The sequence below is a fragment of the Leucogemmata humicola genome, assembly GCF_055379415.1.
Map to the genome: position 1 here is coordinate 1,183,920 of NZ_AP040875.1, position 14,835 is coordinate 1,198,754.

14 protein-coding genes are annotated in these 14,835 nt (G+C 62.6%); 7 read left to right on the forward strand and 7 right to left on the reverse strand.

The window, feature by feature from the left end; translation table 11 throughout:
* The first annotated feature begins 3 nt into the window (after positions 1-3).
* The 3 genes from AC6H4Z_RS04935 (at position 4) to AC6H4Z_RS04945 (ending at position 7,946) form a co-directional block, all read left to right on the forward strand.
* The gene (locus AC6H4Z_RS04935) at positions 4-2,649 is read left to right on the forward strand and encodes an ABC transporter permease (RefSeq protein ID WP_497545622.1); all 2,646 of its coding nucleotides are present in this window, start codon (positions 4-6) and stop codon (positions 2,647-2,649) included.
* A gap of 733 nt (positions 2,650-3,382) precedes the next feature.
* Positions 3,383-6,514: a SusC/RagA family TonB-linked outer membrane protein gene (locus tag AC6H4Z_RS04940; protein ID WP_497545623.1), complete on the forward strand. Its 3,132-nt coding sequence runs from the start codon at positions 3,383-3,385 to the stop codon at positions 6,512-6,514.
* A gap of 22 nt (positions 6,515-6,536) precedes the next feature.
* A complete protein-coding gene (locus tag AC6H4Z_RS04945) occupies positions 6,537-7,946 on the forward strand; it encodes a hypothetical protein (RefSeq protein ID WP_497545624.1) in 1,410 nt (469 codons plus the stop codon).
* Positions 7,947-8,027: 81 nt separating this feature from the next.
* On the opposite strand, the gene AC6H4Z_RS04950 is transcribed toward AC6H4Z_RS04945, so the two are convergent.
* Genes AC6H4Z_RS04950 through AC6H4Z_RS04960 form a run of 3 tightly spaced genes read right to left on the reverse strand, consistent with a single transcriptional unit; the run spans position 8,028 to position 10,373 of the window.
* The gene (locus AC6H4Z_RS04950; protein ID WP_497545625.1) at positions 8,028-9,548 is read right to left on the reverse strand and encodes a hypothetical protein; all 1,521 of its coding nucleotides are present in this window, start codon (positions 9,546-9,548) and stop codon (positions 8,028-8,030) included.
* Positions 9,545-9,886, reverse strand: a complete 342-nt coding sequence (locus AC6H4Z_RS04955; RefSeq protein ID WP_497545626.1) for an S-adenosylmethionine decarboxylase family protein — start codon at positions 9,884-9,886, stop codon at positions 9,545-9,547. Before AC6H4Z_RS04955 ends, AC6H4Z_RS04950 begins: the two co-directional genes overlap by 4 nt.
* A gap of 22 nt (positions 9,887-9,908) precedes the next feature.
* Positions 9,909-10,373: a cyclic nucleotide-binding domain-containing protein gene (locus tag AC6H4Z_RS04960; RefSeq protein WP_497545627.1), complete on the reverse strand. Its 465-nt coding sequence runs from the start codon at positions 10,371-10,373 to the stop codon at positions 9,909-9,911.
* An 87-nt stretch (positions 10,374-10,460) separates the two neighbouring features.
* On the opposite strand from AC6H4Z_RS04960, the gene AC6H4Z_RS04965 reads away from it, so the two are divergent.
* Together AC6H4Z_RS04965 and AC6H4Z_RS04970 are read left to right on the forward strand one after the other, a co-directional pair.
* Entirely contained in the window at positions 10,461-10,988 is a 528-nt protein-coding gene (locus tag AC6H4Z_RS04965; protein WP_497545628.1) for a CDP-alcohol phosphatidyltransferase family protein, read from the forward strand.
* Positions 10,985-11,467 carry a hypothetical protein gene (locus AC6H4Z_RS04970; protein WP_497545629.1) on the forward strand — a complete coding sequence of 161 codons (483 nt, stop codon included), beginning with the start codon at positions 10,985-10,987 and terminating at the stop codon, positions 11,465-11,467. Before AC6H4Z_RS04965 ends, AC6H4Z_RS04970 begins: the two co-directional genes overlap by 4 nt.
* A gap of 71 nt (positions 11,468-11,538) precedes the next feature.
* Here AC6H4Z_RS04970 and AC6H4Z_RS04975 read toward each other — a convergent pair whose 3' ends face one another.
* From AC6H4Z_RS04975 to AC6H4Z_RS04985, 3 genes are all read right to left on the reverse strand, one after another.
* The gene (locus AC6H4Z_RS04975) at positions 11,539-11,805 is read right to left on the reverse strand and encodes a hypothetical protein (protein ID WP_497545630.1); all 267 of its coding nucleotides are present in this window, start codon (positions 11,803-11,805) and stop codon (positions 11,539-11,541) included.
* A 126-nt stretch (positions 11,806-11,931) separates the two neighbouring features.
* The gene (locus tag AC6H4Z_RS04980) at positions 11,932-12,741 is read right to left on the reverse strand and encodes an alpha/beta fold hydrolase (RefSeq protein ID WP_497545631.1); all 810 of its coding nucleotides are present in this window, start codon (positions 12,739-12,741) and stop codon (positions 11,932-11,934) included.
* Positions 12,742-12,829: 88 nt separating this feature from the next.
* Positions 12,830-13,063 (reverse strand): hypothetical protein, encoded by a 234-nt coding sequence (locus AC6H4Z_RS04985; protein WP_497545632.1) that lies wholly within the window; start codon positions 13,061-13,063, stop codon positions 12,830-12,832.
* A gap of 86 nt (positions 13,064-13,149) precedes the next feature.
* On the opposite strand from AC6H4Z_RS04985, the gene AC6H4Z_RS04990 reads away from it, so the two are divergent.
* Entirely contained in the window at positions 13,150-13,959 is an 810-nt protein-coding gene (locus AC6H4Z_RS04990; protein ID WP_497545633.1) for a DsbA family protein, read from the forward strand.
* Positions 13,956-14,399 carry a vitamin K epoxide reductase family protein gene (locus AC6H4Z_RS04995; protein WP_497545634.1) on the forward strand — a complete coding sequence of 148 codons (444 nt, stop codon included), beginning with the start codon at positions 13,956-13,958 and terminating at the stop codon, positions 14,397-14,399. Before AC6H4Z_RS04990 ends, AC6H4Z_RS04995 begins: the two co-directional genes overlap by 4 nt.
* On the opposite strand, the gene AC6H4Z_RS05000 is transcribed toward AC6H4Z_RS04995, so the two are convergent.
* Positions 14,386-14,796, reverse strand: coding sequence for a hypothetical protein (locus tag AC6H4Z_RS05000; protein ID WP_497545635.1), 411 nt, complete (start codon positions 14,794-14,796; stop codon positions 14,386-14,388). The two genes, AC6H4Z_RS04995 and AC6H4Z_RS05000, sit on opposite strands and share 14 nt — an antisense overlap.
* Positions 14,797-14,835: the final 39 nt, after the last annotated feature.

Here is a 14,835-nt window from a genome sequence, read left to right on the forward strand (position 1 = left end):
GCCATGCTGACTCCCCGCCAGGTCTTCCGTCGCATGCGTGATCTCGTACGCGGCCGCCGGCTCGACGACGACGTCGACGACGAACTCCGCTTTCATGTCGAGATGCAAACCGCGGCGTTCGTCAAGGAAGGAATGTCTCCCGGACGCGCACGCGCCAAAGCGGAAAGCGACTTCGGCGTTGGCGCCCGCGTGACCGACAGCGTCCGCGAAGCACGCGGACTGTCGGCTGCAAATTTTGCCGACGATGCGCTCCGCGATCTGCGGTTCGCGGTACGTTCGCTGTCGCGAACTCCGACGTTCACCGTCGTCGCGGTGCTGACGCTTGCGCTGGGTATCGGCGCCACGACGGCAATGTTCAGCGTGGTGAACGGAGTATTGCTCAAAGGGCTTCCGTACCCGCACGCCGATCGGCTCGTGATGTTGCATGAACGCGCACTATACGAGGGCCGCGCGTTCACGAGTAGCGTTGCGGCGGCAAACTTCACTGATTGGCGCACGCAGTCGCGGCGCGTCGAATTCATGACCGCGTACCGCGGGGGTGAATCATCGGTGCTCGGCCTCGCCGAGCCGATGCACGCGCAGGTGTATGCCGTATCGCACGACTACTTCCGGCTTCTAGGCGGCACGCCTTTCCGCGGCCGAGCATTTCTCGAGAACGAGAGTGCGCCGGGCGGCGAAGCAGCGGCGCTGGTGAGTTACTCGTTCTGGCGCGATCAGCTCGGCGCGCGCGACGAGCTCGAGTCAATTCGGTTGGAGACGTGGGGCGGACGATACCGGATCGTTGGCGTCATGCCGCGAGACTTCGTGGGGTATCCGGAGGACGGACAGATCTGGATTCCGCTCGAGCCGCAAAACGTCAACGCGGGTCGCGACGGTCACAACGATGAGACGATCGGTCGGCTTGTGTCGGGCGTGAGCGTCGCAGGCGCTGAGGCCGAGCTGCAGGGAATCGCCGAGCGTTTAAAGAAAGTATATCCAACGCATAACGATGCTGTTGGCGCGGAAGTCATCGGATTTCGCGACTCGTTGGTTGGGCCGGTTCGCACGTATCTGCGTTTGTTGCTTCTCGCGGTACTCGCCGTACTCCTCGTTGGATGCGTGAATCTCGCCAGTGCGAACCTCGCGCGCGGTGCTGGTCGCGCGCGCGAACTGGCAATTCGCACGGTACTCGGTGCCGGCCGCGGCCGACTCGCCCGACAGCTCCTCACGGAGAACGCGCTGGTCGCACTGTGTGGAGGCGCGCTGGGCGTAGTGCTGGCACACTGGCTCGTCCAGGTGATTCTTGCGCTCAATCCACACGCGCTGCCGCGCTCCGGAACGATCGGACTGGACGCGAGTGTTCTGGTGTTCGCGGCGGGACTGTCGGTTGCAACCGGAATTTTGATCGGCCTGTTGCCCGCGATCCAAGTTGGTCGCGCCGATCTTCGCGCCGGCATGACGGCAGGTGGCCGCGGAAGCGCCGTTGGGCGAAGTGGCATGCGTCGTACACTCGTCGCAACGGAGGTAGCGTTTGCCGTACTGCTTCTCGTTGCGGCGGGCCTGCTCACGCGCAGTTTCCGCACGCTGCTCGGCGAGAACGCGGGATTCGATGCAGACGGTGTGCTGGCGGTCAACGTGTCGTTGCCCGAGGCGCGATACGCGACAGGCGATCGTATCTCGCAGTACTACACGCAGGCGCTGGCGTCGTTGAGCGCAATTCCCGGCGTCGAACGCGCGGGCTACATGAACATCGTACCGCTCTCTCGCGGTGGCTTTGGCGGTGGCGTGCGTATCGCGGGACGGCCCGACGTTTCGGTCATGTACTCAGACTATCGCATCGTCAGTCCGAACTACTTCGACGCGATGCGCATTCCGCTGGTATCGGGCCGCATGATCACCGACGCCGACGATTCGACGTCGCAGCACGTGACGATCATCAATCAGGCGATGGCGAAGAAGTTCTTTCCCGGAGAGAATCCGCTCGGCAAACAGGTCGAGGAGCTGGGAATGGATCGCCATCGTGCGCAGTTGATGACGATCGTTGGCGTCGTGGGCGATGTTCGCAGCAGCGATCTTTCGAAGCCCGCTGGTCCACAGCACTTCGTGCCGTATCGTCAGCGCCCCGAGCGTGCAAAGTTCGGTGTGTTCGTTCTGCGAGCGAGCGTGCCGCCGTCGTCGATTGGCCAAGTCGCGCGCACCGCGCTTCGCTCGGTCGATGCGAACGTCCTCACCGTCGTGGAGCCGCTGACGGCCATCCGAGATCGCTCCGTGGGCGATCGCCGCTTCACGGTCGTTCTTCTCGGTGGTTTCGCGGTGCTTGGACTGCTGCTCGCGGCGATGGGGATTTACGGGGTGCTGGCGTACTCCGTCGCACGACGAACGCGCGAGATCGGTGTACGCATGGCGCTCGGCGCACCACGTCAACGCGTTCTCGGAATGGTGCTGAACGATTCGTTGATGCCGGTGCTCGCGGGCGCTGGCGCGGGGATAGTTGGTGCGATCGCGGTCACGCGGCTGATGCGCACGCTGCTCTACGGCATTACCGCGACGGATCCACTCACCTATGCGGTTGTCGTCGCGGTGCTGGTTGGTGTCGCGCTGCTCGCGAGTCTCGTACCGGCGTCGCGTGCGGCGCGCGTCGATCCGATCGTTGCTCTGAGAGAGGACTAACGTTTCGACCGCGGCCAGGCTGTTAGCTCAATAGGCGACGATCTCGGATTCGGCATCCGCGCGTCGCCGTCGACTCCGCCGACGTGAACGCTGTAGCGCCGATTCTGGCGCTGCAGTGGCGCGTCCCTGGTAGATGGTTTTCAAGAATTCGTCGTCGTCGGCCGCTTCCAACGACACAACGGTGCCAAGGCCGTCATCCCGCTTTTGGTGCGAGCGGAGATGGAGCGAGGTGCGTCCAGAACATTTCACCGCGCTGCGACTCGCCCGTGGCGATCGTTCGCGCGCGCTAACAGCTGTCAGCGAGGTGTTCGTTCGCCATGTCGTCTTCAGCGAATCGCGGTGAATCACGAGCCACACGGAGCGTCTGCTTACCCCTTCGTGTTATGAGAAATGGAAGTGTCTCGTGTACAAAGAAAACTATATCAGACCATTAATAGAGCGCTTTCCACGACGATGACACTGAGAAGTGCCGTGTCATGTTCGTGGGCGGACGGTTCATCACTCGCGCTGAACGAAACGCTTCCTCGTCGAATTAGTTTCGTCACTCCGGTCAACCGATCTGATGTGACCCCACGCACTGTGTTCGGGGTTTGTCAGCGCGCGCGTTCAGTTAACTGACACGTGTTAAGAAAAACCAACCCCACCACGCGCCAGGCCGGCTCCGCGACCGCCGATGTACGGCGATGCGGATCGATGACTTCATCGGCTAAACCTCTTTTTTGAGACATTGCAAATGGGACTGATTGCTGTGCGGGATGTCGGGCGTGCATGGCGCACGCTCGCGGTGCTCGCCGCCCTGTCGATGCCGGCGCTAGCGCAGGCACAACAGGCGTCCGTGACGGGACGCGTCGTGGCGGCCGGCACGTCGGAGGCACTCACTGACGTGCGCGTGATGGTCGTCGGGAGCACCGTTGGTGCGGCGACGAATCAGGAAGGCCGCTATACGATTCGCGGCGTTCCCGCTGGTGTGATCGAGATCCGCGTCATTCGCGTCGGATTTCAGGAGCAGAAGAAGTCCGTCACCACGACGGCTGGCGGATCCACGACGCTGGACTTCACGATGACCCCAGCGGTCGTCATTCTTCCCGACATCGTCACGACAGCGACGGGCGACCAACGCCGCGTCGAACTCGGAAACGCGATCTCGACGCTCGGCGACGTGAACAAGCGCGTCGAAACGTCGGTCGTCACGAACATGAGCGACCTGCTCGTCGCCAAGGCGCCTGGCCTCAACATTCTGCCGGGCAACATGACGGGTAGCGCGGGCCAGATTCACATCCGCGGCATCAGCTCCCTCTCGCTCACCAACAACCCGATCTGGGTCGTCGATGGCGTTCGCTTCAATGCGTCCGCGATCAACGTTGGCGTTGGCGGTACGTCGACGTCGATGCTCAATGGCCTCAATCCCGAAGAGATCGAGGACGTCGAGATCGTGAAGGGGCCGTCGGCGGCAACGCTGTACGGAACCGACGCGGCGAACGGCGTCATCGTCGTCACGACCAAAAAGGGTCGCGCCGGCAACGCGCGCTGGTCGTGGTTCGGTGAGGGCGGCTTGGTGCAGGACAAAAACAGCTATCCCACCGCGTACGCCGAGTGGGGACACAACGCCGCGGGTACGACGGTCCGCTGCTTGAACTACACGATCAACCAGACCTGCACGCTCGACAGCGTGACGTCGTTGAACGTGCTCGCCACGCCTGGCCTCACGCCGCTCGCCAACGGCAACCGCAACCAGTACGGCTTGCAGGTGTCCGGTGGTAGCGAAGCAGTGCGCTACTTCGTGAGCGGAGATCTGGAGAACGAGCTTGGCCCGGTAAAGATGCCGGACCACGACATCAACTTCTTCCAGTCTCAGGGCATTCCGGTTCGCGATGAGTGGATTCATCCCGAAGGGCTTCAGCGCCAGTCGATCCGCGCGAATATGGCGATGACGTTGAGCCCGACGTTCGACCTCACGTTCAACGGTGGTTTCGTCAAGACGAACCAGCGCTTGCCGGAAGTCGACAACAACTTCTTCTCGATCTACTACCAGTCGATGATGAGCCCCGGTTTCCAGGGCGCGGGACTGGGCGTGACCGGCGTTGGTACCCGCGGTGAGAATCTGTACGGCAACAACGGGTACAACTACGGCGACATCATGCAGGTGTACACCGAAGAAGACGTGCAGCGTACGTTGGGCAGCGTTCAGGCCAACTGGCGTCCGCTCTCGTGGCTAACGAACGATGCCACGGTCGGCATCGATCTCGCCGCGCGTCAGGATCCGTTCATCTGCCGCTACAATGAATGCCCCGATCAGGGCACGCTGCGTCAGGGTTCGGTTGGCGACCAGACGTCGCAGAACCGCAACTTCTCGGCGAAGGCGACGAGCAACGCAACGTGGGCCGCGAAGAGCTGGGCCAGCCTGCGCACGACGGTTGGCGCCGATTACACGAACGTCGAGTCGGACTTCACGTCATCGAGTGGCACGAACCTGCCGCCGGGCGCGCAGACGGTTGGCGCAGCTGCGACGCGTTTGGGCAGCAACCAGCTCATGACGGCGACGAAGACGCTTGGCTTGTTCGTGCAGGAGCAGGCGAGCTTGCGCGATCGTCTCTTCATCACGGGCGCGGTCCGTACCGACCAGAACAGCGCGTTCGGCACGAACTTCCAGCGTGTGTTCTACCCGAAAATCCAGGCATCGTGGATTCTGTCGGACGAAAGCTTCTTCCCGCGAATCAGCTGGTTGAATCAGCTTCGTCCGCGCTTCGCGTACGGTGCCGCAGGTGTGCAGCCGGGTGCGACGTCGTCGCTCCAGACTGTCGCGACGACCACCGTGAACGCCGCGAACATCGATCGCCCAGGTCTCCGCGCCAATGCGCTCGGCAACCCCGATCTGCGTCCTGAAAAGTCGGCGGAGATCGAGACCGGCTTTGACGCCAAGGTGCTCGACAACCGCGTGAACGTTGAATTCACGTACTACAACAGAACCACGCACGATGCGCTCATCAGCCAGCCGCTCGCCGGATCGTCAGGCGCAGCCGGCGGCGCCTTCGCTGGCACCACCGTTCTTCGCAACCTTGGCTCGGTACAGAACTCCGGTCTCGAGCTCCAGGTGACGACGACGATTCTCGACCGGAAGTATCTCGGTTGGGACATGACGATCACCGGCTCGCACAACAGCAACCGCATCGTATCGCTCGGCGTCGATGGCCAGGGCAAGCCCAACCCGACGATCGGCACGGGTGGTTCGCGTGACTCGGTCGGACTTCCGGTCAACGCGTACTTCTACGCGCCGTACACCTACAGCGACGCGAACGGCGACGGCAAGATTTCGCCGTCGGAAGTCACGGTCAGCTCCGCTGTCGTGTATCGTGGCTATTCGTTGCCACGCGACCTCGTGTCGTTCCAGAACGGCTTCGACCTGTTCAGCCGCAAGCTTCACATCAACACGCTGATCGACTACAAGGGCGGCTCGAACGTCTTCAACAGCACGCTTCAGTTCCAGTGCCAGCAGACGCCGAATCCGTGCTACGACGTTTCGAATCCGAATGCGTCGCTCGCACGTCAGGCGCGCGTTGTGGCTGAGAACCAGGGCACGGTGATCAACGGCACCAAGGTCACGTCGACCGGCGGCTTCCTCGAGAACTCGCAGTTCTGGCGTTTGCGCGAAGTGTCGGGAACGGTCACGCTCCCGCAGTCGTTCGCGACGCGAGCGCGTGCTCGCGACATCAGCCTCACCTTCGCAGCGCGCAACCTGAAGCTCTGGAGCGGTTACACAGGCGCCGATCCCGAGGCGAACTACGCTGGCAATGGCGACACGCAGTCGGATTTTGCGACGACGTCGCCGCCGCGCTACTACACCGTCCGCCTCAACCTCCACTACTGAGCCGTTCAAGGATTCTCATTCCATGATTAATATTCACTCACGAGTGCGACGGGCGGCCGGGCTGGTGGCTGGTGCGGCGCTCCTCGGCGGATGCGATGTCAAGCAGGAGCTGCTGTCTCCGCAGCAGCCAGGTACGCTCACCCCGGGCGACGTCGCCAGCGCCGGCGCAGCCGGCGCTGAGGCGCTCCGCATCGGCGCCATCGGTGGTCTGCAGCAGGCATTCACGGGCGGTACGGTGAACACCGAGAATGCGTGGATGTTGGCCGACCTCCTGACCGATGAATGGAAGTCGAGCGACACGTTCCTCCAGCGCAACGAGACCGACCAGCGGAGCATTCAGACCAACAACAGCGTCTGGGGCCCGGCATACACGCAGATCCAGCGCGCACGTGGCTACGCACGCGATGCGCTCGCCCCGCTCGCCAAGAGCGTCGCGAACCAGCCCGGCGAGCAGGCCGAGATGTGGTTCGTCATCGGCTTCGCCGAGATGCAGCTGTCGCAGATCTTCTGCAACGGCGTTCCGTACGGGATCACGGTGAATGGCGTTCCGCAGTACCAGCCAGGCATCACCAATGCGGCGGGTTTCGCGCTTGCCATGACGCACCTGGATTCGGCGATCACGCTCTCCGGTGGAACCGACTCCGTTGCGTCGCGCGCAAGACAGTCGGCGCTCGTTGCAAAGGCAATGACGCTGGTCGATCTCGGTCAATTCTCGGCCGCCGCAGCGCTCGTTCCGGCGTCGGCGGTTCCGACAAGCTTCCAGTACGCGATGACGTTCTCGCAGGCCACGCAGAGCAATGAGATTTGGACGCTCAATGCTTCGCAGAGCTCGGCGCGCTACACCGTCGGCGACAGCTTCGACATCATCGCCGGTAAGGTGAACCAGATTGGCAACGCGATTCCGTTCGCTTCGGCGAAGGATCCTCGCGTGCCGATCAGTGGCGGATCATCGGACAACGTCAAGACGCTCGGCATCGACAAGGCGACGGCGTGGGTTGGCGGTCCGTGGACGCAGCGCACGCAGGCAATTGTCATGGTGTCCGGCCTCGATGCGCGACTCATCGAAGCGGAAGCCAAGCTGCAGGCGGCCGACTACGCCGGCATGACGAGCATCCTCAACGCGCTGCGGGCGAGCCCGCCGAACGTTGGTCCGATCACTCCGACGGCAATGCCGGCTCTCGCCACGCCGACTACGAAGGATGCGGCCATCGATCTGTTCTTCCGCGAGAAAGCGTTCTGGCAGTTTGGTCGTGGCCAGCGGTTGAGCGATCTTCGTCGTCTGGTCCGTCAGTATGGTCGCACGCAGGACCATGTCTTCCCGACGGGCGCGTTCCACAAGGGCGACAATTACTCGGTCGACGTCAACGCCCCGGTACCTGACGCCGAGAAGAGCAACCCGCTGTTCACCGGTTGCATCGATCGCAACGCGTAATCAGTTCAGCGTTTCGTTCGGAACGAAAGACGGCCCGTCGAGCATTGCTCGGCGGGCCGTCGTGTTTCTGAGATCTCGTTTCTATCTCGCGGATTCGCGAATCTGCTGAATGCCGGTCATCAGCCGGCGTGTGACGGCGCGATATCGTCCGTCGGGAGCACGAAGACCGCGCGCCTGACCATAGTCGCCCGCTTCGTAAACGATCATGCCTTTGATGAAAGGATGGTCCGTCGCCCACGCCATCACTTCCCACACGGCATTTTCCTGGCTGCGTTCGCCGAACGCGAGCGGATAACCGCCTGTCGCGAAGATCCAATGCTCCTTGCGCGGTGGCGTGGCGCGCAGCCACCGGTCGGCGGTGCGGGTGTCGGCCTGAATTCCGCCGCCGACGTACGGCGAAGGAAAGAGCGAGAAGCCAACGACGTCGATTGGCGATTTTGGCGACGACGCCCACGCATACAACACGCTGTCGTTCCGCGTGTATGATGACGCCGCGACGCCAATGCGAACATTCTTATCGAGGCTTTTTGCGAGCCGCGCCGCGCTGGTGAGGTAGGCTTCCCAGCGATCGGGCTGCAGCGTGCCGACGATACGCGCACCCGCCGTGTACGGATCTTCCGCGGGCAGCACGATGTCCGGATGCAATCGCTGAATTACCTGCCGGAGCGTTGCAAGCCGCACCGTCTCGTCGAGCGGCGAGCGTCCGAACTCCGGCATGAGCTTTCCGCGGTAGCCGAGGGCGACGATGAGTGTCGTGCTGTCGCGCCGGGCGGGATCGATCACGCGGGCAAGGGAGTCGATTGCGGCACGGCTTGCGCCCGGTACCACGACCACGCTCACCGCATCAACCGACAGTGTGTCGACGAGCGCGGAGTCGCTTCGAATGGCCGGCGGTGGCGGTGGAGTGCGAACGTCGGGAAGAATCTTCACGCCGACCGCGAAATCCGCGTCGGGCCGCTCGCGCAATTGATCGCGCCGGTGAACTTCGTAGTTGCGTAATTGAACGACCGCGCGCGGTCCGCCAATCGCGATGATTGCCACCGACCAGACCACCGCGACGACCGACATGAACGCGCGAAATGCGACGGTGCTCGTGCGGATCGCCGGAAACGCCGGCGAGACCATTGGCATGTTGAGATAGAACGGCGTCGCCAGAACGTTGGCTGTATTGGTAATGAACACCATGCCAATACTCTGAGCGGCAAGCAGCGCGACGAGCGGATCGGCCGGCGTTTGCCCGTGCGCCACCATGTACCGCGTAACGCCGATCGTGGCGATCAGAATGTTATAGATCGCGATCGGGAAACCCCACGCCCAATTCACAAGGCGGCGAACAACGGCGTACGTCGACTGAATTGCGAACAGCACGAGTACCACGGGCCACAGCCAATCCATCATTGCGACTGCTCGACCGGTCATGACGGTAGACGTCGCGAGCGTGAACAGAAGGCCAGGGAGCACGAGCAGCGCGGCGAGTCCTGACACCGCCTGGAACGCCGGCGACGACTGGCGGTTTTGCGCAATGCGCCCCGCCAGTACGATGTCCCAAATCAGAATGACGACGGTCAGCACCAGGTGCGCTGGCGCGAAAAGATTTGTCATCCGCGGTTGCGGGTGTCGCTCTTGATGTCGCGCGCCGACAGTCGCCGGGCGAAGACATCCACCACTTTGCGAAAGTCGTGCGACGTCGGTGCGACCACGTCGAACAGCAGAGCCTGCCGGTCGGGAATCGAGTGGATGACCAGATGCGCGCCGTCGAGCAGGAGCATGGCCGATACACCACCGCTGACCAGCGTCCGCACGACAGGCACGCCGAGCGGGCTGAACCCGCCGGCACTCGCCGCGGCGATCAGAAGCCCGCCGAGGAGCGCGGAGTCGCGAAGGTGCTCGGCAGGAACGCCGGTGAACTCCGCCGTGAGGTGGCTATGCGATTTGTCCAAGCGTGGTATTGCCGGTCTCGCGTCAAAACATCGACATCGCGAGGAACGATCTCAGCGAATCATTGGTCGATCGAAGGCGCGACGACAGTAGTCGAACACATGACCAGAGCACCTTGTACGCCATCTCGCGGTTGAAATCGAGCAGCATCTCGAAATCGGGGCGGCTGATGGTGAGAACCGTCGTGCCGCCGTTGGAGATGGCGTCGGTGGAGCGCTCCGTTCGGTCGAAGACTGCCATTTCGCCGAACAACGCACCGGCCTTGAGGACAGCCAGTGCTTCCTCTCCACTACCGGGCACTTCGCGGCTGATGCGCACCTCACCCTCGACGATGAGGTAGAGGCGGTTGCCGCTCTCGCCTTCGCGAAAAATGTATTCGCCGGACTTGAATCGTTCTTCCTTGCACACGTCGGCCACCTGGCGGAGCTCATCGCTGTCCAGGTCTCTGAAGATCGCGACCTTTTCGAGCAGATCGGTAACTTCGGCCATGCCGTGCCTCGTTCTTGCGGGTGTTTGGCGAAGCTACCGGAGCCGTTCCGCGCTGGCAAGCATTCACGAGCCCACCTAGGTTTGAGCATGGCCGTGCGCGTGACGCTTCGCGCTCTCCCGAACATCATTTCGTCTTCACGTGTGTTATTGGCCGCGGGCTTCGTCATGGCGCCGGATGCCAATGCGCGCCTCTGGATGGCCGGGCTGGCAGCTCTCACCGATATGCTCGACGGATGGATCGCGCGGCGCGCCAAGCTCACGTCAAAGTGGGGCGCGCTCATCGATCCAATCGCCGATCGTATTTTTGCGCTCACCGCGGTTTTGACATTCCTGTTCACGGGAGTGCTATCGCTTCCAGCATTTTTCGTCATGATCTCGCGCGACATCATGACGGCGATCGGATTTTTCGTCGCGAAGATGATTCCGTGGCTCCGGCCGGTGGAGTTCAAGGCGCGCTATTCGGGCAAGCTCGTCACGGGTTTGCAGTTTGCAACATTCATCGCGCTGATTCGCTTTCCGCAGTGGGGCACGACGGGCATATGGCTCGTGGGAATCACGTCGCTGATCTCCGTCGCGGACTACACGCTCGCGCTCTGGCGGGCTCGCGTTCGGTGACGGCACGATTGGCGTTCGCAGCGTTCCTCGCGGTGGTGTGCGCTCCCACAGCCGCGCTGGCCCAGCAAAAGATCCCCACCTATGCCGAGTATCGCGCCGATGCAATCGTGGGGCGTGGCGCGGCGGTGGAAGCCGGCGCTGGCGTCGTAGTACCGGCGGGCGTCTATGTGCGAACCAGCATTGACGGCGCTGGCGGCGTGACGTTCCGCGACGGTGGCACGCATGCGAGCGGTCGCGTCGATGTGATTGGACGCTTCTTGCTCGACCCATATCGCGAGGTTCCGATCGGCGTGTCGCTCGGCGGAGGTGTGAGCGTTCCGTACGCGAGTGGCGACAGCCGCGTGCGACCGTATCTCACCGCGGTGGTCGATATCGAGGGCCGACTGCGACGTGGGATCACGCCAGCATTGCAAGTCGGGTTTGGTGGCGGCACGCGCGTGGGCGTCGTGCTGCGGACGTCGCGCGGCGCCTGGCGGTAGATCAACCTCGCCAAGGCGCCGTCAACGAAAACGCCTCCAGAGAGGAGGCGTGAATTTATTTACCAGCGATGTTAGGCTGCCGCCGTGTCGTCGCGCTTCTTTGGCGGTTGAGCGAAACGCTCACCAAGCTTACGAAGCTCGCCGATCTGCTCAGCGCCTAGCTCGGGATAGCGATCCGTCATGTACGTCATCGTTTCGGAAAACCATTCCTGCTGATGCTCCGGGTCCGATCCGACGACACCACACCGCATAATGTGCTGAAACAACTCGTCGCGAGCTTCCTCGAACGGCGAGGTGATCGCGGGCGCTTTCATCGTTCGGTTCTTCTGTTTGGCCATGTCTGGGGGGTTGGCGTGAGGGAGACTCGGAAACTTAACGGATCACCCTGGTTTCTTCTATACGTTTGGCCCCTGCCAAAACGTTGCAGAACGAGTGCATTCGGAGCCAGCGCAGGACCCGTTCCGTCACTCGCTTCTGACCATGCCTGCGGCGCCGACGAATTCGAGAATCATGTTGGCCAGCGTCTCTGGCGCTTCCTCGGGCACGAGGCGCCCGGTTCCCGGTAAACGCACCAGTCGGCTCGCCGGAATGGTGTCGGCCAGCTTCTCACCCAGCTTGGGCCCGACGAACGGATCCTGATCGCCCCAGACGATCAGCGATGGGCGATCGATCTGCCCGAGCTCGACCTCGGCCATATCCTCGTCGTCCACAGCGCGGGCGAGCCCCAGCAGGTGATTCAATCCGTCCTGCCCCACATAGGGCGCGAGATATCGCGCGACGAGCCCGTCTGGCATTGCCGCGGGGTCGGCGACGCTCCGCTCCAGCAGCTCGCGCATGAGCGGCGCCGCGCCAAGCACGCCGCGTGACACACGCAGCGCGAAGCGCGCCGTGTTGCGCTGCAACTGCTTGATGTCGTCGGCAGGGATGTCGTCGAACGCGAGCGCGTTTACGAGCACGAGGCGCTCGACGCGCTCGGGACGATTGAACGCGAGGTGCATGGCGATCGCGCCGCCGAGGTCGATGCCGACGACCGTGGCCTTGGTAAGGCGCAATGCGGTGAGCGCACGATCGAGATAATCCGACTGCGCCGCGATGCCGTACTGCGCGTCGAACGGACGGTCGGATTCGCCGTAGCCGAACAGGTCGATGGCGAATGCCGTTCGGTTCGCCATGGCCATGACGGGTCCGACGTTTCGCCAAAGGAAACTGCACGTGCCGAAGCCGTGTACCAGCAGAATGGGCGCACCGCCGTGCCCGTAGCGCTCGACGTGCATCGAGCCAGGGCCTACGGGAATGCGCAGCAGGTCAGCGTCTATGGTTCACCTCTGATGTGTGCTCGTTCCTTGCGCAACCTGGGTACCATCATAGCATCTTTCGTTGACGGTCACGACCGTAATTTGTACCTCGGCGATTTTCGTTGAGCTGGTGCCTATGGAGCAGGAACAGACGTACGACGATGGACGCGCTCGGAACCTCGAGGCTCTTCTCAGAGCCCTGGCCGAGCGGATTCGAGAGCTCGACGCGGAGGGTCGTCTCCTCGACGAGGCCGGCGAACTGATGCGCCTGATCGGCGATGTTCGCAGCGAGCTCTTTCACTACGAAGTCAGGGTTACGTACGACACCCCAGAAATCGCCGAAAGCCGGCGAATCGTTCGCGAAGCTCAACAAGACACCGAAGCCAAATGGCAAATAAGCGAGTGGAAACCGGAGGAGGACGAAAGTCCGGAGTCGTAAAGTCGTCGAAGAAGTCTGCAACGAGCAATCGAGCGTTCTATCTCATCATCGCCGGCGTTGCCATTCTCGGAATCGGCGCGCTGACATATCAGTCGACCAGAACTCCGGCGAGCACGATCGCCAGTCCGATCGATAGCACGCTCCCCTCGGTCAAATCATCGGGTTATCAAATCGGAAATCCGAACGCGCCTCTCCAGGTGACGGAATTCGGCGACTTCGAATGCCCGGCCTGCGGCCGCTTCGCCGAATTGACCGAGCCCGACATTCGCAAGAACTATGTCAACACCGGCAAGGTGTCCTGGCGCTTCATCGACTTCCCGCTGTCGATGCACAAGAACACGTGGCAGGCGTCGCGCGCAGCGGCATGCGCTGATGAACAGGGCAAGTTCTGGGAATTCCACGACGCGCTGTACTCCACGCAGGATCAGTGGAACGGCGAGGCTACAGGAAATCCCGACAAGTTCATGAAGCAGCTTGGCGCGAAGCTCGGACTCGACGCGTCGAAGTTTGGTTCGTGCGTCGATGACAAGAAAATGCAGGCCAAGATCCAGGCGCACTATCAACTGGCCATGGCGCGTCAGGTTCAGCAGACGCCAACGTTCATCATTGGCGACCAGCAGATTGCCGCAGCAATGCCGTACGACCAATTCGCCAAAATTCTCGACTCCGCGCTTGCCAAGGCGGCAAAGTCTCCGGCTGCTCCGGGCGGTGACACGGCGAAAGGCGTAGCGATTCCGGGTCCGAAGAAAGGTCAGTGAGCACCCGCAAGTGGATGGCCCTGATCAGCCTTCTCGGGCTGCTCCTCGGCGCGTACCTCACGTTGTACAAGTTCGGCGTCATTGGGACGCTGGCGTGCAACGTGAGCTCGTGTGAAACGGTTCAGACGAGCCGTTGGTCCACGTTCCTCGGGTTGCCTGTGGCAACGTGGGGCGCAGGATTCTATGTGCTGATGCTCGTGCTCTCGATCGCCGGCTTGCAGGAACGCTTCGAGACGTCGCGCGCGCTGTCGTTGACGATGCTGCTGCTTACGGGATGGGGCGCGCTATTCACCGCGTGGCTCAACTACCTCGAGGCGTTCGTGATTCACGCCTGGTGCGAGTGGTGTCTCGCATCGGCCACGATGGTGTTGATTCTGTTTGTGCTCGCGGTCGTCGACTGGAAGGCGACGACCGCTGAAGGAGAGGCTACGCTCTCTTGATCGTCCGCGGCGGCGCCGTCTGCTGCCGCCCCTGCGACGCTTCGTTGATGCGAAGCTTGGGACGATCTTCGACGTCGGTGTTCGTTTCGTCGCCGCTATCCACTGCGCGGCGCCGATACGGCACGAGGTCCTGGCCAAGAACAACCAGCGTGCGCGTGGCAACGATGCTCGCCAGCGGCTCGGGAATGGCCATTTCGCGAATGTAGGTCTCGATCGCGCGGTCGAACGTCAGATCTTCAGCAAGCGTGTCCACGAACATCAGCGCGTTGTCGACGTGCGCGCGGACGATCGCTTCTTCGGCGCGTGCCTGCGCGAGACGCAGACGTCGCTCCGCCGCGGGCTCGAGCTTGCGGCGGAAGATGCGTTCGGGAAAGAGCCGGCGAAGAAAGGCGAACATGGCCACCAATTTAGGGTTCGATGACGTCCCGAACAGGGG

What these genes read in the sequence shown, in the direction of transcription:
- AC6H4Z_RS04935 (WP_497545622.1), top strand. Translation starts at nt 4, where the DNA reads ATGCTGACTCCCCGCCAGGTCTTCCGTCGCATGCGTGATCTCGTACGC.
- AC6H4Z_RS04940 (WP_497545623.1), top strand. Translation starts at nt 3,383, where the DNA reads ATGGGACTGATTGCTGTGCGGGATGTCGGGCGTGCATGGCGCACGCTC.
- AC6H4Z_RS04945 (WP_497545624.1), top strand. Translation starts at nt 6,537, where the DNA reads ATGATTAATATTCACTCACGAGTGCGACGGGCGGCCGGGCTGGTGGCT.
- AC6H4Z_RS04950 (WP_497545625.1), bottom strand. Translation starts at nt 9,548, where the DNA reads ATGACAAATCTTTTCGCGCCAGCGCACCTGGTGCTGACCGTCGTCATT.
- AC6H4Z_RS04960 (WP_497545627.1), bottom strand. Translation starts at nt 10,373, where the DNA reads ATGGCCGAAGTTACCGATCTGCTCGAAAAGGTCGCGATCTTCAGAGAC.
- AC6H4Z_RS04965 (WP_497545628.1), top strand. Translation starts at nt 10,461, where the DNA reads ATGGCCGTGCGCGTGACGCTTCGCGCTCTCCCGAACATCATTTCGTCT.
- AC6H4Z_RS04975 (WP_497545630.1), bottom strand. Translation starts at nt 11,805, where the DNA reads ATGGCCAAACAGAAGAACCGAACGATGAAAGCGCCCGCGATCACCTCG.
- AC6H4Z_RS04980 (WP_497545631.1), bottom strand. Translation starts at nt 12,741, where the DNA reads ATGCACGTCGAGCGCTACGGGCACGGCGGTGCGCCCATTCTGCTGGTA.
- AC6H4Z_RS04990 (WP_497545633.1), top strand. Translation starts at nt 13,150, where the DNA reads ATGGCAAATAAGCGAGTGGAAACCGGAGGAGGACGAAAGTCCGGAGTC.
- AC6H4Z_RS05000 (WP_497545635.1), bottom strand. Translation starts at nt 14,796, where the DNA reads ATGTTCGCCTTTCTTCGCCGGCTCTTTCCCGAACGCATCTTCCGCCGC.